This is a genomic window from Coxiella-like endosymbiont, assembly GCF_030643785.1.
Lineage (GTDB): Bacteria > Pseudomonadota > Gammaproteobacteria > Coxiellales > Coxiellaceae > Coxiella.
Genome location: NZ_CP094378.1, coordinates 919,873 through 942,691 on the forward strand (window position 1 = coordinate 919,873; position 22,819 = coordinate 942,691).

Sequence of the window (22,819 nt, forward strand, 5' to 3'; positions counted from 1 at the left end):
CATTACTGGGGTATGAATGGTCAAACTCTATCAGAATCACCAAATCCGTGAACTAGAGCAATTGGCAACCGAATCTGGCATCGATGCTTACGAGCTCATGGTTCGTGCCGGGGAGGCTGCTTTTAAAAGCCTGATCAAGCGTTGGCCCACCCTTAAAGAAATCACAGTTTGTTGCGGAAAGGGAAACAATGGTGGCGACGGATTGGTTATCGCCCGTTTGGCGCATCAGCAAGGTTTTAAGGTTACGGTTTATTCTCTAGTCAAACCTACCGACTATCGCGGTCCTGCTGCTCAAGCAGCCCAGGTTTGTGAAACACAAGGCATTTCGATTCAACCTTTTCCTTCTCCACTTTGTTTCGAAGGGGGGTGATCATAGATGCCCTTTTAGGAAGTGGTCTAAAAGGAGAAATCCAGTCACCCTATACTGAAATTATCACAGCGATTAATGAAGCCGCAGAACCTGTGCTAGCAGTTGATGTCCCCTCGGGTGTTAATGCCGATACGGGAGAAGTACAAGCAACGGCTGTAAAAGCCAATTTAACCATCACCTTTATAGGATTGAAACAAGGATTATATACCGTTCGAGCACCAGCTTATTGTGGTGAACTTGTATTAGCCTCATTGGGTCTTCCTGATCCTTTATTTGCGCAGGTAAAAACGCATACCCAATTATTGGATTGGTCCTACGTACAACCTTTGCTCCCTCTCCAACGAGAACGTGATGCTCATAAAGGTAATTATGGCCATGTATTAGTAGTTGGCGGCGATTATGGAATGGGGGAGCAGTCCGTATGGCGGCTGAAGCTGCTGCTCGGGTGGGAGCCGGATTAGTGACTGTTGCGACTCGTTCTGAGCATGTACCGATTGTAAGTGGATCGCGACCCGAATTAATGTGTTATCAAGTAGCTGAGGCGAATGACTTAGAGAGTCTCCTTGAATCAGCCACTGTAGTAGTAATTGGGCCAGGATTAGGAAAATCAGACTGGGCAAAAGCGTTATTAAACAAAGTATTACTTACGAGAATTCCTAAGGTGCTTGATGCTGATGGCTTGAATTTATTGGCAGAAAACCCTATCTACCGAGAAGATTGGATATTAACTCCTCATCCTGGTGAGGCTTCGCGATTATTGAATGTCTCTTGTCAAGAAATTCAAAGCGATCGATTCGAAGCGATTCGACAACTGGCCCAGCGTTATCGGGGTGTAGTGGTTTTAAAAGGAGCCGGCACTTTAATTAAAGGAAAAGAAAAGGAGATTTCTGTTTGTTCTGCAGGAAATCCTGGCATGGCTACCGGTGGTATGGGAGATATTTTAAGTGGTGTCATTGGGGGCTTGTTAGCTCAACGATTAAGCTTCATGATGGCTGCTCAAGCGGGAGTCTTTATTCACTCGCTGGCGGCAGATCGTGCTGCCGAGGAAGGTGGGGAGAGAGGATTATTGGCTACAGATTTGTTCCCTCATTTGCGTGCTTTAGTGAATGTGAATCCTAGCGGAAGTAAATACTTTTGATTATTTCTTTTACTCCTAAAATTATTTCGAGTGAGAAAGCCATGCTTTTACTGGGTGAAGAAATAGCAAATTATTACCCAAAAGGGACTGTTATTTATTTATCAGGAGATTTGGGTGCTGGGAAAACAACTTTAGTGCGCGGATTTTTACGGAGACTCGGGTATATAGGCTTCGTTAAAAGCCCTAGCTATTCTTTAGTAGAAATTTATAGATTATCGACCTTAGAGGTCATCCACGTAGATTTGTATCGGCTGGAGGAACCTGAAGACTATTTGAATTTAGGTTTAAGTGATTATTTAAAAAATAATCCTATTCTATTGATAGAATGGCCTGAAAAGTCTAAAAAATTTCTTCCTTCTCCTACCTTATGGATTGAAATTGATATTCAAGGTAAAAAGCGTATTGTCAAATTTAGTGTTTGATTCTTTTCTTAATTAGAGGCTATTTTAGCTTATGGTTTTTACTCTGAAGACCCCTCCCTTCCCTTGCCAAATACGTATAAGCATTGTTAAGGTAGCTTATGCGAAAATATTGGCTATTTTTAATTGTTTTTCTTATACCTTTAAGTGGGGTTACTAAAAACAATGAAATCATATCCTTACATATTTATTCTCAAAAACTGGGTTGTCGTTTAATATTTCGAATTAGCCCAAGGCTTTATTATCACTATTTTCAATTATCTCATCCGGACCGCCTGGTTTTTGATTTTCCAAACGTTCATGCGGTTAAGCTTTTTGATCAATCTTCGTTAAAAAATATACCTATTGAAAGAATTCGCGATGCAGTCCGTAAAAAAAATGAGTTGCGGATTGTTTTTGATTTAAAACGTTCTGTGAAAATAAAAACGTTTGTGTTGAAACCTGAATATCATGGAAAAGATACTCAGTGGATAATTGATTTGAATTTTTCTGCCAAGGCGCCTTCTTCTTTCAAAAATGCACACTCCCAAAAGACAGCCCCTTCGCCGATCCAATTTTCCTCATCGACTAATCGATCACGCGATGTGATTTTAGTAATTGATCCAGGGCACGGAGGACGTGATCCAGGTGCAACAGGATTGGGAGGTGCTCATGAAAAAGATATTGTATTAAAAATTTCAAGGTATTTACAACAAGACATTAACCGGCAGCTGGGATTTAAAGCTTATTTAACCCGGAAAGGAGATTATTATTTAACGTTTCGCCAACGACTAGGTATTGCTCGACAATATCGAGCCGATATGTTTATTGCTATTCATGCTGATGCTTATAAAAATTCTGATGCTCATGGGGCAACTGTGTTTGCGTTATCTCAACGGGGAGCAACTAGTGAAGCTGCACGATGGTTAGCTAAGTATGAAAATGAATCAGAATTGATGGGCGGGGTAGATCTCAGCGATAAAAATAATTTGCTCAAATCCGTTTTAATCAATTTATCTCAGACGGCTACGATTCATGCTAGCTTGCTTATTGGACAGGAGATCATTCATGCTTTATATCAAGTGGGGGCTTGCATCATGGCCATGTGGAACAAGCCGCTTTCGTGGTATTGAAATCTCCAGACATTCCCTCACTTTTAGTGGAAACGGGTTTTGTTTCTAATTTTTATGAAGAGCACAAACTTTTAAATCCGATTTATCAGCAGCGTATTGCCTCTGCTTTAATGCAAGGAATTCGAGCCTATTTCGTCCATAGCCCGCCACGAGGAACTTGGCTTACAGAATGCAAATTTAATCAACGGGTTCAGCAAGAACGCTATAGGGTTTCGCGAGGAAATCGTTTGACTGATATTGCTGAGCGTTTTAGTGTAAGTTTAGCCGCTTTAAAGCGAATCAACCATCTTTATTCTACTCGAATCCGAATAGGTCAGATTTTGTTAATTCCCAAAATTAAACAACAAAAAAATAGATAAATCTAGGTTTAAATCTGGGTTTAAAGTAGAAGATTGTAATTCGTTATGACAACGAATGGTAAAGTGAGAGTGGCAAACCCATTTTAAAATAAAAAGGTCTGTAGGAGCTGATTATCGAATACTTAATACGCATGGAGAAATTTATTGGCTCAGAGATATACCCGCCTGCTATCCCATTATGAAAATAAGAAATGTATTGGGTATATATAGGGGTGTCATACATATGCAGGAGTTTCAAAAGATATCAGCGGAGAAAAATTACAGCTGCGTGAATTGAATAAAGAATTACGTGAGACAAAACAGCTGTCAGGACAGGAGGCCAATCAAGGTAAATCTGATTTTTTAGCCATGATGAGTCATAAATTGCGAACTTCGTCAAATGCCGTTTTAGGTATGACGCAGATTTTAAAGTCTGGAAATTTGTCGGAGGAGCAGGATGGACAGCTTAATATGCTATGATCGCTAAAATTTACAGAGAAGGGATATGTGCAATTGACCGTACGTTCGTTGTCTCCGTAAGAAACCCTGGAAAAGAAGATACAGGAATCGGCATTGAAAAATCTAATCTTTCTTCCATTTTCAATCGTTTCCAAAAAGTAAATTTGGTATATCATCGAAAATACGAGAGTGTCGGATTAGGCTTTTCTATTGAAATGGAACTTATTGAGAAAATGGGGGAAGTACTATTAAGGAGTACTATTAACGTAAGTAATGAAATTGGGATAGGTTCCAAGTTTAGAGGTAATTACTCAAAAAACTTCATATTTGCTAGATAAAATGCTAGATAAAAAAGCCGTTAATAAAAAAATCCGTTAATAACTTTGTATTATATCCTAAACTAGATCATGATTTTAAAATGAATGTTCTCCCCGTCGAAGACAATTTAATTAATCAAAAAATAATCAAAAAATTTCTAAAATTATGTTGGAGGAGATTGGCTGCCACGTCGATATTGCTTCTTGTGCTCAGGATGTTTTTATCGAAAAAATAAAAAAAAATTATGATATGATTTTTATGATGGTTTTTATGAATATCAATTTGCTCGACACGGATGGATTTGAAGCCGTTCAGTGTGTTTGTTGGGAAAAGGATCCAGGGAAACATGTTCCCATTGTGGTAATGACCGCTCATATTTTTACTCATGATCGCAAGCGGTGCTTCGATGTTGGAATGAACGATGTAATGGCAAAACCTATCATGCAGGATGATCTCATCAAGGTTCTCAGACACGATGAGCTGCGTAAGTGAAGTTAGCTGTCGCAATAGCAATTCTTTCTAGTAGATTTTCCAAAAATTCGTTAGACTCTTCTCTCAAATAGCACATTAAATTAATTTAGCTATGCGCATTCATCGACTAAGTCCATTAAACCGCCAATCAAATTGCTGCTGGAGAAGTGATTGAACGGCCTGCTTCTGTGGTTAAAGAATTGATTGAAAACAGTATTGATGCTAAGACAACCCAGATTCGAATTGATATTCTCCAAGGTGGCCTAAAACAAATTCGCGTCCAGGATAATGGCAGGGGAATTCATTATGAAGATTTACCCTTAGCCCTTGAGCGGTTATAACGCGACAAGTAAAATTGAAAATGCCGAAGATTTACAGCGCGTGATTACTTTAGGCTTCCGAGGTGAGGCATTAGCTAGTATTGTAGCTGTAGCTCGATTGCAATTAACCTCAAGGCAACGCGAAGCGAATTTTTCATATTTTATCAGTAACTTAGAGGAAAATGTTATTTCACCCATGCCAGCGGCCCATCCGCCAGGGACCACAGTGGAAATTCAAGATCTTTTCTATAACATACCGGCACGGAGGAAATTTTTGCGAACGCCCGCCCACCACCGAATTTCAGCATTCGGATTCGAGTAGAATAAATCGGATTCACTCTTTATCATATATATGAAAAAGAAATAATGAATTTTCGAGCAGCCCTTACGACTTCCGATCGAGTGGGCAATACCCTGTTTATATCCTTTATCTCACAGTGGATCCTTCTAGCTCATGTCCCACATTTACCACTTTCACTTAAAGAAGAGATCATTTTGTATGAAAAAAAGAAAATAGCACATAATCGTGAATTATATACATAGAACCCCATTTCGAATATCCTTTAGGTTATGCGTTAGCACAATTACATGAAATTTATATTCTCGCTCAAAATAAAGAGGGATTAGTTATCGTAGACATGCGCGCAGCGTATGAATGCATCTTGTATGAAAAAATAAAACAGGAAAAAGAAAAGGAGGAAATAGTAACTCAATCATTGCTTGTTTCTCATCCTTCTTTAATCAAAGCAGATGATATTGAAAAATTAATTCGTGATGTGCTTGCGGGCCTTATTGTTCACGTGGGGCTACTTTGCGCATGGAAAAATTAACACTACACTGGTCTCGTTAGCTTATCATGCAGCAATTCGCGCGCCCCTTATCCGTTTAACTCTAGAAGAAATGGAAGCTTTATGCGGGATATAGAAAAAACTATGCATGATGGGTTATATAATCATAGTCGGCCTACTTGGAAGTAATTTGAGGTTAAAGAATTAGTTCGATTATTTAATTGGATCGATTATTTTTACGTGGACAATAAGGTGGAAAAGTACGTTGTTTGTTTAATGGGTCCCACGGCTAGCGGCAAAACTCAACTCGCCATTACCTTAACGCAACTTTTATCCTTTGAAATTATCAGCGTGGATTCAGCGATGACGTATCGTGGTCTTGATATTGGTACCGCAAAACCGACTCTTCAAGAATTAAAAAGCACGACTCATCATTTGATTGATATCTGTGAGCCTGAAATCCCGTATTCTGCTGGTCAATTTTATAAAGATGCCTTAAAAGCAATCGAACTTATTAATGCAAAAAATCGAATCCCTTTATTAGTGGGGGGAACAATGTTGTATTTTCACGCATTGCAACATGGGTTTTCCGATTTGCCCATCGCCCAACCCATGATCAGAAAAAAATTAAGAAAGAAGCAGAAGAGAAAGGTTGGCTAGCTTTGTATGAGAAGTTAAAAAAATCGATCCAAAATTTGCTCTGCAAATTAATCAAAATGATGCCCAGCGTATTCAACGAGCGTTAGAAGTGTATGAAACAACAGGACAACCTTTATCGGATTATCAAAACTTAAAACGCTTAGGGGCTTTGCCTTATCAGTTTATCAACATCATTGTAAGCCCCACTGATCGGGAAGATTTACACCAACGCATTGAAAAACGTTTTGATCAAATGTTGCAGGAAGGCTTTTTAGAAGAAGTTAAAGAATTGTATCAACGAAATTTAAATCCTACTTTGCCCGCGCTTCGCACTGTAGGTTATCGCCAAGCCTGGCAGTATTTAGAAGGTGACTCTGATTATGAAACCATGCGGTACAAGGCAATTGTTGCTACGCGTCAGTTAGCTAAACGACAGTTAACTTGGCTTCGACGGTGGCCTCATGCAAAATGGTTTGATAGCAATAGGAAAAATTTGATCGAAGGCATTGTAGATTATTTGAAAATAGCAGTTTGTAATAAAGCTTTTCAAGATAAGAACTGAAAACTACAGCCTCTTGCGCGTTTTTTAAAATCCATGCATATTATTTACCCGCCTTATTTTAAATAAGGTTAACTTTTATTACATGACATGCGGAAAATTTATATTACCAGGAGATCTCCGTGCGCGGATACCAAATGTTATACGAATTGGCACTACCAGAAACCCCAGTCATTTACGAAAGATTTTTTAAATTCGACAACCATCATTACAATATCATTCGTCGTTTTGGGAGATTTTCCCAAGATAACACTGTTTTGGAGCGAGAGTCTACCTTTGAAGAAATTCAATATTTAAATGAGATGAAAAGATTTTAAGGTTACGATGGAAGAAAAAAACGAATTTATAAAGTTATCTTTAGTCAAGACAAAAAAGTTTACGAAATTTACGCTAGATATATTTCTGAAGAAAGCTTAATGGGCTTTATTGAAATGGAAGAGTTAGTTTTTAATGATAATTCCTCAGTGGTTGTTGATCCTTCAGAGGAAAAGCTAAAAGCCGAATTTCAAGGAGTAAAACGAACTTATATACCCATGCACATGATCTTGCGAATTGACGAAATGGAAAAACAAGGCTCTGCTAAGATTAAAAGTCCCACAACGAAAGGGAATGTACATCATTTCCCAGGTGCTTTTAATAAGCCAGCGAAAGATAAGGAATAAACAATTTAGCATTTGCGATTGTTGATTGTGAAAATATAGGGCTTTCTGCGAAAGCTTCATTGTTTATTGCCGTGGACCAAGAAGGCGGGTGTGTTCAACGCTTCCGTGAAGGTTTTACAGATTTGCCGAAGTATGCGCCATTTCGGCCAAATCTACACAGTAAGTGATCCTGAGCAAGTAAAACAGCACTATAAAGATGACAATTAACCATTACTATTAAAGATGTAGGAATTAGGGTTAATCTGATCCTTATTTTTAGATATGGATCAGAAGAAAGGAGAAGTGATTGCCAAGCGCAAAGCTTCAGTCCTGATCCTGCCGTAGTAACGGAATTAGCCAGTCTCATTATTGAGACGCTTCATACAGCTATCGAGATGCAAGCTATCAGGTATAGGTAAGCATTTCCCTGGTCACGGGGCCGGGGGCGGCCCCCGGGGGGTAGTGAGCGACTCTCACCATTGCCTACCCGTTGATTCCCGTGATCGTGAAATGCTATGGAAAGTAGATCTACATCCTTTTTCGAGGTTTCTCACCCACAAATTAGATGCGATTATGCCAGCACATGTTGTGTATCATACTTTTGAAGATACTTTTAAAGATACTTGTGATGATAAACTCACAGGATTTTCTCCATACTGGCTTCAAATTGTCTTACGTGAACAGTTTACATTTATCGGAATTATTATCAGCGATAATCTCACTATGGAGGAGGGCTGCTATTTATTATGGGTTGGTATTCCGACCAAGCCAGTGAAGCACTAGAGGCAGGATGCGATTTAATAACCATTTGTAATGACCGCTCAGGGGATTATCACGATTTTAGATGACTTTTCCCATTACCGTAACCAGGAATCGGAGCAACGGTTACGCGTATTTAAGTCAAAATTAAGCATCTAAACCTAAGCATCTAAACCCAATTTTCTTCCTTCACACACCTCACTTTCTCCCACATTCTCTTCCGTTAGAGAAATGAGAACTGGAAGGAAATTTTTAGAACCATTCGAAAAATACTTTTTTTTGTTGTACTATCTTAGCTCACGAATGAGGGGGTGAGCTATCCAATTTCATATGCAGAATTTAATCATTAAAATTGCTTTACTGGTTGCCTTAGGAAGTGGAGCAAGCTTATTGGAATGGGTAATTTTTCACCGTCTTTTACCTCGCTTTAAACAAAAAAACCGTATTTGGCGGTATTCCTTTCTACAGGCACTCCATCAACCCCTCCAAATTTACATTTGGATGATTACCTTAAGTTTCATTGCTTCTACTATCGCTCAAGTATTTGTCTTCAATGGTGATTTTTCAAACGCTTCATCCTCAGCACGCCTTATTTTCGCTCTAGTCGTTATTTTTTGGTTTATGATGCGTTTTCTTCGCCAATTGGAAGATGGCCTAACCACTCGAGCACGCCATGGCCTTGGTAAGGTGAGCGATGAAACCAGTATACATGCTGTGGCGCAATTGATGCGCGTTGTCATTATTGTATTCATTTTATTAATGCTTCTCCAAACCATCGGTGTGAAAATATCTGCTTTATTAGCATTTGGTGGGGTGGGAGTGGCCGTAATTGGTTTTGCTGCAAAGGACACTGTGGGCAATTTTTTCGGTGGGATGATGATTTATTGGGACCGCCCTTTTTCCGTGGGTGATTGGATTCGCTCTCCGGATCGTCAAATTGAAGGGACAGTAGAGTATATCGGTTGGCGTTTAACACGCATCCGAACGTTTGATAAGCGTCCGCTTTATGTGCCTAACGGCATATTATCCAATATTGCTATTGAAAATCCTTCCCAAATGACAAACCGACGCCTTAAAATTACGGTGGGTGTGCGTTATTCCGACGTGGCAAAAATCCCCGATTTAGTGAAATCTATTGAAGATAGATTACGAAAAAATCCCGCTATTGATACTACCCACACTTTGTTTGTGAATCTCTTTGAGTTTGGCTCTTCCTCGCTGAATATGTTGGTCTATGCTTTCACCAAAACGACGGAATGGGTGAAGTTTCAGGTTATCCAGCAGAAAGTGATTTTGGAAATTATAAATGTTATTTCTCAATATGAAGCAGAATGTGCTTTTCCTACTCAATCGGTTTATTTTCCGGAAGGGGTACTTTTAAAAACAGAGAAAGGAGAAATTGATAATGAACACGACGGTAGAGGGAGCACTGATAAAGGGGGATGCCCCGATGATTCTGCCTGAGCATATTCGTGAAGTATTTTCAAAAGCTACCTGTCTTTATTCTAAGACAGAAGTGGAGGCTGCTTTGGATACGATGGCTATAGAAATTAGCTCAGCTCTGTCTTCTTGTAATCCTATTTTTTTATGTGTAGTAGTTGGAGGGATTGTTCCGCTTGGAAATTTATTGCCCCGGTTAGATTTTACCTTAGAAGTAGATTATATTCATGCTACACGTTATCGCGGTGATACGAAAGGTAAAAATTTAGAATGGAAAGTCAAACCTACTTGTAAAATGAAAGGTCGCACGGTGGTAGTCGTCGATGATATTTTAGATGGAGGGGTCACTTTGGGCGCTATTATTAATTTTTGTAAAGAACAAGGAGCACAATCGGTTTATTCTGCTGTTTTAGTAGATAAATTCGATGCTCGGTTACCTAGTGGTCCTATATCTGCCGATTTTAGCGGCTTAAAAGTAGGAAATCATTATGTATTCGGATATGGGATGGATTATAAAGGATATCTTCGCAATGCCACCGGTATTTATCGAGTAGCTCCCGAACATGAATAAGTTTGGTGAAAAAAAATAACCTTGACTAACTTTTCAAGTAAGAGAACTAATTTTAATTAGTATCCCGTAATAGACAAAGTCCAGGTAATTCAACTGATTGCTTCGCATACGTCGTTCCTGGATTGCATACCAATTCGATCCATTTGGTTGGTTAAAAAGCAAAGCTAAAGAAATATTAAAATAACGTTGAACATTAACGCGAAATAAACCTTGAATCCCATTGCCTTCAATACGCATAGGACGAGTAGGTAAATGAGTTATCGATTGTTGCCATGCTAAATGCAATAAGGTGTGATACCTCAGATTTTCATTCAATTTAGTTTGCTCATTTTTTAAAAGGAATTGCGAGACAGGAAGCGTCCTAATTTGTTTCGCACGAAGAAAGTTAAGATCAGAAGGGGAGGAAGTCGACCATTCTTCCATTCCGTTATTTTGGGAAGTCGGTTGTAAAAAAACAATCATTTCAATTTGATAAACTTTTGCCTCGGCGGTAAGGATAGGACTCAAAGTAATGAATAATAAGATTAAGAACCATTTCATAAAGAAATTCTACCTCAAATCAACCGACGTAAAAAATGGCAAGTTTCTTGCATAGCATAAATATTGTGAATACAAGCCAACTGAGCATAGGGTTTTGATTTTTGTTTGAAAAGGTAGCAGATAAGATCGGGAAAAATTTTGACACGTATAACAATCGCAGCCTTACGGTGCGTTTCTGGTGGAGGCTTACCACCCCGCTCCTGTCCACCACCCATGTAGTATTATAGCAAATTTTGCTTTCTGCTATTTGCTTTCTGCTAAAAGTGGATTTATCCAGTTTTTAATAACTTCCATTGTTTTAACCATGTCACAAAGCCAATGACCTCTCACTACCGATAACAATCCCATCCAAAATCTGTTGAGTACTTTTTTCTCTCAAACAAATCTCGGAAGCTGCCGCCTTGAATGATATCAAAGAGGGCTTGCCGATTGGGGCTGTAGGAAGAGTAGAATCGGTGCTCTCGGTCATGAACTTCTTTGGATTTGGTAATCCCACAGCGATGTGTTTATTCCAAAGCAGCTAAGGCGGCTTCTCGGCCGCCATTTTCGGGGGTACATTCATCAAATGCCATATATAATATAATATCGGCACTGTTTTTTTTGAGTTTTAATAGAGGATTTAGGCGTCAAGTGAACAATTTTTCTTGAAAGCCATCCTACTAACGAAGAGAGTCACTATACGCGCCTCTATACTTTTTTCAATAATGATCACTGAGAGAGTCACAATACTTGACAACCTTCCAAAGCAAACGTATATCACTTATTTAAAGTAGGAGGAAGAATCGTGTCGGAAATAATTGATGATTTAACAGTCGAATATGTTGAAGACGGCATTGTCACGCTTAGACAGCTTGATAAAATCATCTTAACAAAAGGTGTCTGGTGCACTATTCTTTATAAGATCCAAACCTGGAACCGATCGAAACAAGCCTATAATCCGGTGAGTTATACCATTCGTCGCTATCAAAAACATGCTGGTGAATTTAAACAGCGCTCTAAGTTTACTATTTCTAGCAATGAGCAGGCACAAAAAATCGTAGATGCGCTAACTAAATGGATGGAAGAATCTAAATAATTTTCTTATTAGCCTAACTTTATTATTAAATTTGAACTGCTCGGTGTAATTTCTTTCATCATGGGGTAAGACGCAAAAAAACAAGATAGGACTTAATCTGCTTTGTTTCGAAGAACTACGAGCTGCTGAATCATTTAATTGCCACAATCGTTTTTGGAGAAGAGACAGAATTGCTTCATTTCATGACTCTAAGCGTCCTTAATGGTATTTAGATCCAGCGTATCGATAAATTTTGCGGCGAAGAAACCGAAATTACTTGAAGACCAATTCCTTTATTTGAGCTAATTGACACCTGGCTAATACGAACTTAAAATTTTTGAGCTTTGCCGAATTTAGTTTCAGATCATCGATAAGGTAATTTATTGGGAAAACGAGAGAGAAAAAATGGTGGAAATCCGACTACAAGAGCAAATTAAACTATAAATAATAGTTTTAATTGCGGACTACCACTGTTCTAGATAGCTAGGGTGATATTTATTTCGTTTTTTCTTTTAGTGCCGATTCAAAAAAATCAATAAGCTCCTGAGCTTCTTATTGTACGGTGACCACTTTGTTGCTCTGAGGCCAACCAATTTACTTGGAAGCCACGAAAATAATTTTATAGCCAGATGTTTTTCTTCCAGAGGTCGTTGACAATATCAACTCCATTTAAAATTCCTAATTTCGGAAGATGAAGAGGTAACGTTTTCTTGGGTGAAGTGCATTAGAGAGATAAGTTCTTCTTGTATACGTATTTTTATTTAACTATATATTTAACTATATTAGATTGGTTATTATTTTTTGATGAATTTCTTTTACAGCCAAATTTTGCAATTTTTCTCGATCCTTCCTTATTTAATTAATAAATCTAGAAATTCGTTGCAAATTGCTTGAATATTGTCAGCTTGAGGTTTTTCAAAATCATTAAACAATCTATTTAGGAAATAAATGCGTATCATTATTTTGAATGCTTAGCTTTTTTGACCAATCCTTTATGATGGCAGAGCGAGGATCAGAGGTTTTATAAACGCGATGGCCAAACTCCATAATTAATTCTTTACGTTCTAACATTTCTCTGAGTTTAGTCTCCGCCTCATCGGGATCTTTAAAACGATGAATTAATTTATAATCCTTCTTCATTCGTACCACCATGGAGCGGACCTCGTAAAGCGCCAATGGCGCCACAAACAGCGGAGTAAAAATCAGTTCGCTTGTTATTTTTATAAAAATGATACCAATAAAAAGTATTGCTGGGAAAATTGCAATTGGGTGATTGGCAATATCCACTTGCAGTATGAGAGCCTGTTTCAGTTTCTAGGCAGCCTAAGAAACTATAACCACTGCGCAAAACATCCATTAGGTGAGTATGTTTTGGAATTTGCTCCAATACTAACTTTAAGTCTTTCGGAAGAGAGCGTAATTTTATGAGCATATATTGATAATGGTTTAATTTTTTTTCATTGGATAATTTTCCATAAATTAATAAATAAGCGACCTACTCAAAAGAAGCATTTTCCTACTTCACAAAGATCCTCAAAGAGGAGTTGGTGGTGAAATATTTCGGGGATTCACGGCAACTTCGGAAGTTCTCTAGGACTTCTAATTTGAACAGAGCTCATCTATCTTCCTTACTTGCTCACTTCTAGGGGAACTTCCTCTCAGCAAAGCAAGCAATAGCGCATTATTTACCTTCCCATCTCGTAAATGTTATTTATCAAGCCGGCTATTTATGATTATAGCTTTTAAAGCTTCAGCATTACCACACATGTATATGGTCGTGATAATCGCTTCGCCGATTCGTTAATAAATTAACTTCTTTTTAGCAGATTGATGGCGCTCACGTAATTCAATGTCGACATATTTATCCGTAATAGCGCCCGAACTGTGACCCGCGTCATCACGCACATGTTCACGCGGACGAATTTTTACATCTTCGGAGATGCCTGTGTGTCTAAGCCAATGAACAGTGGCCTCAAGGAGCGCTTCAGCCTCTTCTTCAAAGCTGTTTTCTTTTAACTGATAAACAGCCTGATCAAAGCAGTATTGGACAATTTTTCGAATAGAGTTAGTACTCTGAATAGGCCCTTTGCCCTTTATTCGTGGCAGCAGAGGTGAATTATCAGCGGGAGAAGGCAACGGCGATAAATTAAGATGTTTGCGCCATCGTTTGAGGGCTTCTAACATGGCTTCACTTACAGCAATTTGCCGCTGTTTATTACCTTTACCCACGGTCATAAACCACCAATCACCATCGCTATCACGAAAAAAATCATTCATTTTAGGTATCCAACGGGGGCTTGCTGTCAATTCGGATATCCGTAAATACATAGAATAAAGGATTGACGAGATAAAAAGAGTCCGTTCATGGATTTCTGGATTCTTGTCGGCTAAGATTGCAGCAGTGTTTATGACATAATACCATTGTAGTTCTGAAAGTCGTCTTATTTTAGGTTGGCCTTGCATTTTTCGGATGAACTTGCTTTTTTGGCGGATCAGCGCGATAGGGTTAGCTTTTATATATTCTTCTTGTAAAAGATAATTAAAAAAACTGCTTAAAATTGCAAAGAGTTCTCTTAAAGCTCCTTGAGAGAGTTCGAAATTTTTTATTTCGGGCTGCTGACCTTTTCGATGCTGCACTTTAGAAAGAGTAACTACAAAAGGCCTCCATTTTGCATTAGGAATACGTTTACTTTCTTTGATAATAAAGCGAGGAAGTTTGCTGATCCCAATCCAATTTTTAGGAGGATTTTGACAAAAGACCACAAAGGTTTCTATATCCTCCCGTTTTATTTCACTTAAGCTTTTTTTAACAGCTAGCGTACACCAATGCAGCAGGCGCTCAATTTCGCGTCTATAAGAATTAAAAGTTCCTTGGCTACCTGTGTAACATTTCAAAAAATTCAAGGCTTTTTCTATATCGTTTTGGTTATATTCGGGATAAAGAGATGAGGAAAGTGTTTGCTTTTTGATATACTCTAGTGAATCAAACAAGGGTAATAGTGGACTATTTGCAGCCATAACTTCTACAGTAATCTATTATATAATCTATTATAAATTATATAATCTATTATAAATGGTAGATAAATGGTAACTATCTAATAATCTATAATAATCTATTATTAATAATCTATTATATTACAATATGAATTCAATGGAAAGTCTGAAAATCGATCATAAGGGGTTTAGCGTTCGCAATCGTCATTTTGTGCTGCCAAATGTTCGTGAAGCACTGTAAGTCCTTGAATACTAATAACGTGAATCACGGTTAAAAATTGCCGATGCGGTACTTAGTACATTTTCTTTTAAAATGGTGGAAAATATTAATGTGTCATTGACTCAACTTGCTAGTCGCAGCTTGCTGCATGCTGTTATTGGTTATCAGTAGACACGGTAAATCCCATAGAAACTGTAGGGGAGCTCGGTGTTTTGTCCGTTGAAGCTGATAGTTGAAGCTGATAGTTTGATAGTAAAAGCTGCTGTTGATTATAAAATATTAAAATTATCAAGAAAGAATTACGAATATCTCGCAGTATTCACTGAAATTTTAACTCTAATTGTTGGCCGATTGTTGCAAACAATTAAATTGATGGCAAATTAAATTGATGGCATGCGTGGCTTAGAGGTGTTGTAGCAGTATTGGCTTTATCTCCAAGAAAAAAGCATTATGGTGATTATAGGAGTAATCACCAATAAATGCGACTTGACAAAGCTACATTTGCATAATGAATTGGATTAATATGAGTTGGATTAATTTCGGTGGGAGCCGATTTCCTATAAGGAAATGACAGCCACCACATTCAACTCCTTAGGGAGCTAATCGAATGATTCTCCATTTATGATCTTCTTTTAAATAACAAAATCGATCATGAAGACGATGTTCCTGGCCGGTCCAAAATTCCATCCGAGTCGGAACTAACCGAAAACCGCCCCAAAACTCGGGACACGGTACTTCCTCAGGAAATTTTTCCCGATATTTTTTATATCGATTAAGTAAATACTCTCGGTTAGGAATTTCTTGGCTTTGCTCTGAGACCCATGCGCTAATTTGGTTTTCATAGGGACGCGTTTCAAAATAAGTCTCTGATTCTTCACACGTCAGTTTTTCAACATGCCCTTCCCCACGTACTTGCTTATAAATTTCTGGCCAATAGAATACCCAGGCCGCATAAGGGTTTTCGAATAAATCGATAGACTTTCGACTATGATAATTAGTAAAAATAAGAAAACCAGCTTTAGTAATTCCTTTGTATAATACCGTACGCGCAGTGGGTCTTGCCTTCGAGTTAGCAGTGGCGAAAGTCATCGCTGATGGGTCATGGACTTTCTTTCGAATAGCCTCGTCATACCATAACTTAAATTGCTCTAGAGGGTCTTCTAGGAGATCCAGTCGTCGGAACATTTAATACTCCTGGCCCATTAAGGGCGCGATCTATTATTATGAAATTATATTATTATGAAATAATCTTTTCCGACTTGCCACTTTCTTTTACTAAGTGGATTGTTAGTACAACAATGAGAATAATCATGATCCACAAATCGATACAGTAAGTGTTCATCTCGTCCTTTAGGAATTCCTAATCGCCGAGTCTTTATAATTTTGATAGGACGATAACCTTGATGGCTAATAATAAATCGTTGCGGGGAAAATTTTTTTTGATCCCAATCTTTCACGCGCAAATTAAGGGATTTACATAATAAAGTCTGGCCGGAACAAAGTTGTTCGGGTTTTCGGTATTCAGGTTTATTTTTAAAAGGGTTTAATTGCTGCATAATAGTCACCATCGCCTCAAAATTTTCAACACCCTCATAAGGCACAGCGGATTTAATCAAAACAGCATTCCCTTCGCCGCGGCAACTAATATTTAAAGAATCACCTCCTCGGGCATAATACATATAGATAGTTCCTGCAGGCATAAATAAAGCTTTGCGCTTTTCAGTAAAACCTAGCGAGGCATGACTTGCTTTCTCATGAATATAGTATGCTTCTGTTTCAATAATTTTGGCACATAGCCAAAAAGTTTGGTAGCGCACTCGAATGACTTTGCCCAGTAAATCTTGAGCGACTTCAAGTGCATCTTGATCAAAAAAGTCGCTGGTTAAATTTAACTTACTGTGTATCATAAGACGTTAAAAATTCTTCAAGTCGCTTTACTTCCATATCCGATAAAGTAAGTCCCAGTTTCGTTAAATCGAGTTCCTGGAAATTCACATATATCCAATACTTCTCTACAATCAATTACTTTGAGTTTAGTCAATTACTTTGAGTTTCAAGAAATCACTTTCCTCATTGGTACAAATGTATTTCAATCTCTTCTGATCGGTCGATAGAACAGACCACTTGAGTAGCAATACTGGTACCGTTTATGGCTGATATTGACCAGCAGGTTGGCAGTACTAAATTATAATAATCAAATTTATATCTTACAGGATAATAAACCATCATAGGGATAGCAAAGTATTTTTACCTGGGCTGATCATCAGTCCACTTAAGATTAGGGTTATTATTAATTTTCGATGGATCGATCGTGCTCATTTAACTTATTCCCCAATAGTTAGTTTTAATCACAACTTTTTTCCTAAATGACCGTCTTTTGTTGCAATATCAACAAAATTTTCATTTATTACTGTCTTCTGTACCCTCTAACTTCATTAGAGCTATGAAGAACAAATCCTTTATAAAAGAATATATAATGGGACATGATTGATCCCCACTCGTCTCTACCAGGAATACATTGGATTTTCATCCTTCTCCTTTTTATAAAAAAGATAAAATATACTCGTAATGGTTTTACAGGAACGATTATAACGTCGTGATAAAAGTTTTTCCTGAAGAAACAGGGATTCCATTTAAAACTAATTGACTTTGCTAATCTTAAGCTCCCTAGGCCAATTGATCTTGATTTACAAATGATTAATTTTTCATCGGGGTTTTTTAACATCGGAGTTTTTAAAAGGTTCGTATTTTAAATCCTTCGGTACTATCTGTTTTACCCGGATATAAAAAAATATCCGTGCGGTTCAACCTTTGGACTAGATCGCATTGATTTTCATTCGGAAACAAATTTTTGCTAGGTTTACCCTTTTTAAACCTTAACGCACTTAAAACCAGTCTGTCACATAATCCTGAGGAATAAGTCGCATTAGGAGTATCGTTCGCAAAACCAGTTGATAAACCCAAAAGTGATATGAAGAATGTGATTATTGCCTTTCCCATGGCCTTCACTAATTTTTTATTCTCGATTAAAGATATAGCCAAAAGTACTAAATTTTTCCAAGTTCCAAGAAGCACGCAGGAAGTTTTGTTGTCATAAAAAATGTGCTTTTGTCGTCCCACAGCTTGTACTAAAAACTGATTGTGTATTAAAAATCAATTGTTTTATAAGAGTTTTCTTGACACGAGGACTAGCCGTGGGAAGATGATTTTAAGAGCAGGTGAGAATGAAAAACTAACAACTAAGGTAAATTATCTTCAATTTTTTTAGGGGAGCGAACGAGATGTTGGCCGTTAAGACCGAACTTAACGACCAAAGAACCGGCTATGTAGATGGAAGAGTAAGTCCCGATGATAATTCCGATGATTAAAGCCAAAGCAAAAGGTCGCAAGGTGGTGCTACCAAAAATAAATAAAGCCACCACAACAATTAATGTTAAACTTGAAGTCATAATGGTTCGGGATAAGGTTTGATTAATAGATAAATCTACAATTTCCGTTGGAGTGCCACGACGCACTTTGCGGAAATTGTGGCGAATTCGATCATAAACTACAATAGTATCATTAAGGGAATAACCTATGACCGTTAAGACTGCTGCCAATACAATTAAATTAAATTCTAAATGGAAAAAAGAAAAAATTCCCAAAATTAATACGGGATCATGAATCAAAGCAATAGCAGCGCTTAAAGCAAAGCGAAATTCGAAACGTAAAGATATGTAAATCATAGTAGCAATTAAAGCTACAATGACAGCTAAAATTCCATTCATCATTAATTGCTGCCCTACCTGCGGACCGATATAATCCAACGATCCAATAGTGCCACCGGGCATCGTTGCCATTAATTTTTTTGAGCTGCTCTTGGGTTAACTCTTTGTGCGGTGTTACACGAACCGAAATATGACGAATATTATAAACCCGGACCACTGCTTGAGGAAAACCTTGATCCGCTAAATTTTTTCGAATCGCAGACGTATCAACCGGTTGCGCAAAACTCACCTCAACCTGAGTTCCTCCCGTAAAATCCAATCCTAAATTTAATCCATAAATAGAAAGAGAGATTATAGAAGCAAGAAAAATAATGGCTGAAAAAATACTGGCCCATTTACGTTGGCGCATGAATGGAATTTTGGTATTAGCTTTAAAAAATTCCATTACTATTTACCTTCAACAAGTTTAGGTTTAATTCCAATAGATAATCGGAAAACGCCTCGCCGTCCATAAATCAAATTGACGACGGCACGAGTAAAGAAAATCGCCGTTAACATAGAGGAAAGAAGTCCAATTGTAGTGGACACCGCAAATCCTTGGACAGGCCCAGAGCCTAAAGCAAATAAAACGATCATTGCAATCAATGTCGTCACATTAGCGTCAACGATGGTAGCAAAAGCACGATCATATCCCGCTTTAATGCTTGCATGAAATGACATCCCGTTTCGAAGCTCTTCACGGATTCTCTCGTTAATTAATATATTGGCATCTACGGACATACCCACGGTTAAAACAATTCCGGCAATACCGGGCAATGTTAGTATTGCGCCCAAAATTGACAGTACGGCAACAATAAAAATAATATTTAATATCAATGCGATATCCGCAATAATTCCAAATAAGCAATAATAAAATGCCATAAATAAAATCACTAACAAGGAACCAATCTCAGTAGAAAGCACACCAATATGGATATTTTCTTGGCCAAGGCTAGGACCCACTACCTGCTCCTGAACAAAATCCACCGGAACCGGATAAGCACCAGAACGTAGCAATAACGATAAATTCTTAGCGTATTCCATAGTAGAAAGATTAGTGATTTGAAAATCATTTCCTAAAGCCGTCTGGATGGTCGCGATGTTAATTACCCGTTCCAGTTGACGGTGCCACATAACTACTTTGCCGTTTTTCAAATGACGAGTGGTTTGGGTTTCCACATATACCACCGCTAATGGTTTACCCACATTTTCCTCAGTAATTCGATTGAAAGAAGACACTTCACTACCACTTACCCGAATTTGTACCGCGGGGCGGCCGGTTTCTCCAATAATACTTGAGGCATTAATAATTGAAGTTCCCTTTAAAACTACCTGCTGCTTCAATAAGATAGGTTCATTTTCATAGGTATATAATTTTGAACCGAAAGGCACGGCCCCTGTTTTAGCAGCCGTTTGAGCATCGTGCCCCACATCAACCAATTGCAAACGGATAGTAGCCACTTTACCAATAATATCTTTTGCCCGGGCAGTATCTTGGATACCTGGGAGATCGACACTAATGTGACTTTCCCCTTGCTGTTGAATTACTGGTTCAGCCACACCTAGCTCATTTACTCGTGTTCGAAGAATGGTAGTAATCTGGTCGACTGCATTTTGTTGGATTTGATGCAAAGCCTCCTTAGAAATGGTCCCTCGAATGGTTAGCCCTTGGCCTTGAAATTGATAATCCCTGAATTGTTTTTGTAATAGATCCATGCCTCGCTCACGCGCTTGCATATCGCGGAAATGGATGATAATTCCCTGTAAATTACGGGTCGTATTAGTATATCGAACTCGTGCTTTGCGAAGAGCAGCAGCGATATTATGAACATCTCCGCTTTCCTGAGCCTTCAGCATAGCATCGACATCAACTTCTAATAAAAGTGAATCCCTCCCCGCAAATCCAATCCCAATCGCATGGGTTTGGCGCCAATCGCTTGGAGCCATTTCGGAGTACGGGGCGCTAAATTTAATGCGACTGAGTAATCTGTACCCACACTCCCTTGGATCACATCTTGTGCTTTGAGTTGAGCTTCCGTATTGGGAAAGCGGACTAAGATTGCATGCGCAGTGTGTTGAAAATATTGGTAAGGAATACTCTGAGCACTCAGATTCGATGCAATCCGTTTTTCTAACTCTGCCCTAATAGGCACTCCTTTTTTGCCGAAATTTGAATAGCTGGATCTTCACCATATAAATTAGGGAACGCATAAATCGCACCCACTAGGATGAGAAAGGTGAGCAAAACATAACGCCAGAGCGGATATCGATTCATGCTTTACCTTAAGCAAAAAAATTTAAATTGAATCGATGGTGCCTTTAGGCAATATCGAAGCAATCGATCCCTTTTGCACAGTGATTTCTGTGTCTTTGGCTATTTCAAGCACAACGAAGTTATCTTTTAATCGCGTTACTTTTCCTGCAATGCCTCCAGTCGTCATAACTTCATCTCCAAGGGCAATATTTTCCAGTAACTGCCTTTGTTCCTTCGCTCGCTTAGCTTGGGGTCTGATTAACAGAAAATAAAAAACCAGAATTAATAAGAGTGGTAACCACAGCATCGACCAAAAGCTTCCGGGATGAGGAGGTTGTTGGGCGGCAACTGGCGCACCATAAGCCATACCAATACCTAAAAGATTCAAAAGACTCATAGTTGCTCCTCGTAGTTTAGGCGCTTGAGATCGCCAGAAAAAATGCTTTAATGTACCGTTTTCAAAGCCAAGACGCAAATTTACTGTATGCAACATTCCCTTATCTTTCGCTCTCTTACCCTTCTTGACTTTTCTTGACTTTCATTCTCCATCTTCTACACTACTATCATGTTAAATTTTAAACAAAATCAAGTGATTGCCGTAAGCCTTTCAGGAGGTGTGGACTCCTCTGTGGCCGCGCTCACCTTAAAAAAAGCGGGATACAAAATCTTTGGGCTTTTCATGCAAAACTGGGAAGGCGACAAGAATGACCCTATGTGTACAGCCGAACAGGATCTAAGCGATGCCAAGGCCATTGCGGATCATATTAGCATCCCTTTATACACGATCAATTTTAGTAAGGAATACTGGACCAATGTTTTTCAGTATTGCTTGGATGAATTTGCTAATGGTCGCACACCTAATCCCGATGTATTATGTAATCGAGAAATTAAATTTAAATCCCTACTTGAACATGCTAAAAGACTAGGCGCAGATTATCTTGCTACAGGCCATTATGCCGGCTTGCAAGAGGAAAACGGCTATTTTAAGTTGTTAAAAGCCCGTGACGAGAACAAAGATCAAAGCTATTTTTTATATCTTCTCAATCAATACCAATTGGCTCATAGCTTTTTTCCACTAAGTAATTATCGAAAATTTAATGTTCGAGCAATAGCGAAAGATGCGGGTTTAATCACTCACGATAAAAAAGATAGCACAAGTATTTGTTTTATTGGTGAGCGCAAATTTAAGGAATTTCTTAACGAATTTTTATTAGCGCAACCGGGAAATATGGAAACACCCGAAGGCAAGGTTGTAGGTGAGCATGACGGCATCATGTTCTATACTCGCGGACAACGCAAAGGCCTTCGTATCGGCGGTCGTCCTGATAGTAATGAAAAGCCTTGGTACGTCATTGATAAAGACGTTAAGCGTAATGTATTAATCGTTGGTCAAGGGCATGATCATCCTTTACTCTATACCAAAGAGCTTTCTTGTTCCAACGTGCATTGGATTCAAGGCAGTCCGCCTTTATCACCCTTGACCTGCAAGGCTAAAACGCGCTACCGTCAAGTAGATCAATCGTGCATTGTTTTATCGCTTGCTTCGGACCGCTGTCGAGCAGTGTTCGAAAAACCGCAACGAGCCGTAACAGCCGGCCAATCTGTAGTTTTTTATTTAGGGAATCAATGTTTGGGTGGAGGCATTATTGAAAAATGATCGCTTACAAAC

Annotated in this window: 25 protein-coding genes and 6 pseudogenes; 19 read left to right on the plus strand and 12 right to left on the minus strand. The window is 38.6% G+C overall.

What is annotated here, in order from left to right:
• Nucleotides 1–16 precede the first annotated feature (16 nt).
• The 17 genes and pseudogenes from MRH55_RS04780 to MRH55_RS04870 all read left to right on the plus strand — a co-directional run bounded on the left by MRH55_RS04780 (nucleotide 17) and on the right by MRH55_RS04870 (nucleotide 10,342).
• Nucleotides 17–370 (plus strand): NAD(P)H-hydrate epimerase, encoded by a 354-nt coding sequence (locus tag MRH55_RS04780; protein WP_304985125.1) that lies wholly within the window; start codon nucleotides 17–19, stop codon nucleotides 368–370.
• Nucleotides 367–831, plus strand: coding sequence for an NAD(P)H-hydrate epimerase (locus MRH55_RS04785; protein ID WP_304985127.1), 465 nt, complete (start codon nucleotides 367–369; stop codon nucleotides 829–831). The genes MRH55_RS04780 and MRH55_RS04785 overlap by 4 nt, the downstream gene beginning before the upstream one ends.
• On the plus strand, nucleotides 792–1,508 hold the full coding sequence (locus tag MRH55_RS04790) for an NAD(P)H-hydrate dehydratase (protein ID WP_304985128.1): 717 nt from the start codon (nucleotides 792–794) through the stop codon (nucleotides 1,506–1,508). Before MRH55_RS04785 ends, MRH55_RS04790 begins: the two co-directional genes overlap by 40 nt.
• Nucleotides 1,505–1,930, plus strand: a complete 426-nt coding sequence (gene tsaE / locus MRH55_RS04795; protein WP_304985129.1) for a tRNA (adenosine(37)-N6)-threonylcarbamoyltransferase complex ATPase subunit type 1 TsaE — start codon at nucleotides 1,505–1,507, stop codon at nucleotides 1,928–1,930. The genes MRH55_RS04790 and tsaE overlap by 4 nt, the downstream gene beginning before the upstream one ends.
• 98 nt (nucleotides 1,931–2,028) lie before the next feature.
• A complete protein-coding gene (locus MRH55_RS04800; RefSeq protein ID WP_304985130.1) occupies nucleotides 2,029–3,039 on the plus strand; it encodes an N-acetylmuramoyl-L-alanine amidase in 1,011 nt (336 codons plus the stop codon).
• Nucleotides 2,997–3,398, plus strand: a complete 402-nt coding sequence (locus MRH55_RS04805; RefSeq protein WP_304985131.1) for an N-acetylmuramoyl-L-alanine amidase family protein — start codon at nucleotides 2,997–2,999, stop codon at nucleotides 3,396–3,398. Before MRH55_RS04800 ends, MRH55_RS04805 begins: the two co-directional genes overlap by 43 nt.
• Before the next feature lie 273 nt (nucleotides 3,399–3,671).
• Complete coding sequence (locus MRH55_RS04810; protein WP_304985132.1) at nucleotides 3,672–3,857, plus strand: histidine kinase dimerization/phospho-acceptor domain-containing protein; 186 nt, start codon at nucleotides 3,672–3,674, stop codon at nucleotides 3,855–3,857.
• Nucleotides 3,854–4,174 carry an ATP-binding protein gene (locus MRH55_RS04815; protein WP_304985133.1) on the plus strand — a complete coding sequence of 107 codons (321 nt, stop codon included), beginning with the start codon at nucleotides 3,854–3,856 and terminating at the stop codon, nucleotides 4,172–4,174. Before MRH55_RS04810 ends, MRH55_RS04815 begins: the two co-directional genes overlap by 4 nt.
• Nucleotides 4,175–4,319: 145 nt before the next feature.
• A complete protein-coding gene (locus MRH55_RS04820; RefSeq protein ID WP_304985134.1) occupies nucleotides 4,320–4,646 on the plus strand; it encodes a response regulator in 327 nt (108 codons plus the stop codon).
• 131 nt (nucleotides 4,647–4,777) lie between these two features.
• Nucleotides 4,778–5,234, plus strand: a pseudogene (mutL, locus tag MRH55_RS07810) (DNA mismatch repair endonuclease MutL); the annotation flags it as partial.
• A 340-nt stretch (nucleotides 5,235–5,574) separates the two neighbouring features.
• The gene (locus MRH55_RS04835; protein WP_369421532.1) at nucleotides 5,575–5,775 is read left to right on the plus strand and encodes a hypothetical protein; all 201 of its coding nucleotides are present in this window, start codon (nucleotides 5,575–5,577) and stop codon (nucleotides 5,773–5,775) included.
• A gap of 234 nt (nucleotides 5,776–6,009) precedes the next feature.
• Nucleotides 6,010–6,934: pseudogene (gene miaA, locus MRH55_RS08040) on the plus strand (tRNA (adenosine(37)-N6)-dimethylallyltransferase MiaA).
• 134 nt (nucleotides 6,935–7,068) lie between these two features.
• Nucleotides 7,069–7,248, plus strand: coding sequence for a DUF924 family protein (locus MRH55_RS04850; protein WP_304986136.1), 180 nt, complete (start codon nucleotides 7,069–7,071; stop codon nucleotides 7,246–7,248).
• Nucleotides 7,249–7,272: 24 nt separating this feature from the next.
• Entirely contained in the window at nucleotides 7,273–7,593 is a 321-nt protein-coding gene (locus MRH55_RS04855; RefSeq protein WP_304986137.1) for a DUF1820 family protein, read from the plus strand.
• Nucleotides 7,594–8,034: 441 nt separating this feature from the next.
• Nucleotides 8,035–8,355, plus strand: coding sequence for a glycoside hydrolase family 3 N-terminal domain-containing protein (locus MRH55_RS04860; RefSeq protein WP_304985138.1), 321 nt, complete (start codon nucleotides 8,035–8,037; stop codon nucleotides 8,353–8,355).
• A gap of 306 nt (nucleotides 8,356–8,661) precedes the next feature.
• Entirely contained in the window at nucleotides 8,662–9,795 is a 1,134-nt protein-coding gene (locus MRH55_RS04865) for a mechanosensitive ion channel family protein (protein WP_304985139.1), read from the plus strand.
• Nucleotides 9,782–10,342, plus strand: a complete 561-nt coding sequence (locus MRH55_RS04870; RefSeq protein WP_304986138.1) for a hypoxanthine-guanine phosphoribosyltransferase — start codon at nucleotides 9,782–9,784, stop codon at nucleotides 10,340–10,342. Before MRH55_RS04865 ends, MRH55_RS04870 begins: the two co-directional genes overlap by 14 nt.
• A gap of 33 nt (nucleotides 10,343–10,375) precedes the next feature.
• Here MRH55_RS04870 and MRH55_RS04875 read toward each other — a convergent pair whose 3' ends face one another.
• The 3 genes and pseudogenes from MRH55_RS04875 to MRH55_RS08045 form a co-directional block, all read right to left on the minus strand.
• Nucleotides 10,376–10,882 (minus strand): CsiV family protein, encoded by a 507-nt coding sequence (locus tag MRH55_RS04875; protein ID WP_304985140.1) that lies wholly within the window; start codon nucleotides 10,880–10,882, stop codon nucleotides 10,376–10,378.
• A gap of 14 nt (nucleotides 10,883–10,896) precedes the next feature.
• A pseudogene (locus tag MRH55_RS04880) lies at nucleotides 10,897–11,044 on the minus strand (tRNA guanosine(34) transglycosylase Tgt); the annotation flags it as partial.
• 347 nt (nucleotides 11,045–11,391) lie between these two features.
• A pseudogene (locus MRH55_RS08045) lies at nucleotides 11,392–11,524 on the minus strand (tRNA guanosine(34) transglycosylase Tgt); the annotation flags it as partial.
• 142 nt (nucleotides 11,525–11,666) lie between these two features.
• On the opposite strand from MRH55_RS08045, the gene MRH55_RS04885 reads away from it, so the two are divergent.
• A complete protein-coding gene (locus MRH55_RS04885; RefSeq protein ID WP_304985141.1) occupies nucleotides 11,667–11,957 on the plus strand; it encodes a hypothetical protein in 291 nt (96 codons plus the stop codon).
• Between the two features lie 912 nt (nucleotides 11,958–12,869).
• Here the strand turns inward: MRH55_RS04885 and MRH55_RS04890 are convergent.
• The 9 genes and pseudogenes from MRH55_RS04890 to yajC all read right to left on the minus strand — a co-directional run bounded on the left by MRH55_RS04890 (nucleotide 12,870) and on the right by yajC (nucleotide 21,547).
• A complete protein-coding gene (locus MRH55_RS04890; RefSeq protein ID WP_304985142.1) occupies nucleotides 12,870–13,088 on the minus strand; it encodes a citrate/2-methylcitrate synthase in 219 nt (72 codons plus the stop codon).
• A complete protein-coding gene (locus MRH55_RS04895) occupies nucleotides 13,060–13,416 on the minus strand; it encodes a citrate/2-methylcitrate synthase (protein WP_304986139.1) in 357 nt (118 codons plus the stop codon). Before MRH55_RS04895 ends, MRH55_RS04890 begins: the two co-directional genes overlap by 29 nt.
• Before the next feature lie 320 nt (nucleotides 13,417–13,736).
• A complete protein-coding gene (locus MRH55_RS04900) occupies nucleotides 13,737–14,954 on the minus strand; it encodes a tyrosine-type recombinase/integrase (protein ID WP_304985143.1) in 1,218 nt (405 codons plus the stop codon).
• Nucleotides 14,955–15,741: 787 nt separating this feature from the next.
• Nucleotides 15,742–16,335, minus strand: a complete 594-nt coding sequence (pdxH, locus tag MRH55_RS04905; RefSeq protein ID WP_304985144.1) for a pyridoxamine 5'-phosphate oxidase — start codon at nucleotides 16,333–16,335, stop codon at nucleotides 15,742–15,744.
• A gap of 44 nt (nucleotides 16,336–16,379) precedes the next feature.
• On the minus strand, nucleotides 16,380–17,057 hold the full coding sequence (locus MRH55_RS04910) for a DNA-3-methyladenine glycosylase (protein ID WP_304985145.1): 678 nt from the start codon (nucleotides 17,055–17,057) through the stop codon (nucleotides 16,380–16,382).
• Nucleotides 17,058–17,883: 826 nt separating this feature from the next.
• Nucleotides 17,884–18,270, minus strand: a complete 387-nt coding sequence (locus MRH55_RS04915) for a hypothetical protein (protein WP_304985146.1) — start codon at nucleotides 18,268–18,270, stop codon at nucleotides 17,884–17,886.
• A 119-nt stretch (nucleotides 18,271–18,389) separates the two neighbouring features.
• Nucleotides 18,390–19,302, minus strand: a pseudogene (gene secF / locus MRH55_RS04920) (protein translocase subunit SecF).
• A gap of 2 nt (nucleotides 19,303–19,304) precedes the next feature.
• A pseudogene (gene secD, locus MRH55_RS04925) lies at nucleotides 19,305–21,171 on the minus strand (protein translocase subunit SecD).
• A 22-nt stretch (nucleotides 21,172–21,193) separates the two neighbouring features.
• Entirely contained in the window at nucleotides 21,194–21,547 is a 354-nt protein-coding gene (yajC, locus tag MRH55_RS04935) for a preprotein translocase subunit YajC (protein WP_304986140.1), read from the minus strand.
• Nucleotides 21,548–21,715: 168 nt separating this feature from the next.
• On the opposite strand from yajC, the gene mnmA reads away from it, so the two are divergent.
• Nucleotides 21,716–22,807: a tRNA 2-thiouridine(34) synthase MnmA gene (mnmA, locus tag MRH55_RS04940; protein ID WP_304985149.1), complete on the plus strand. Its 1,092-nt coding sequence runs from the start codon at nucleotides 21,716–21,718 to the stop codon at nucleotides 22,805–22,807.
• Nucleotides 22,808–22,819: the final 12 nt, after the last annotated feature.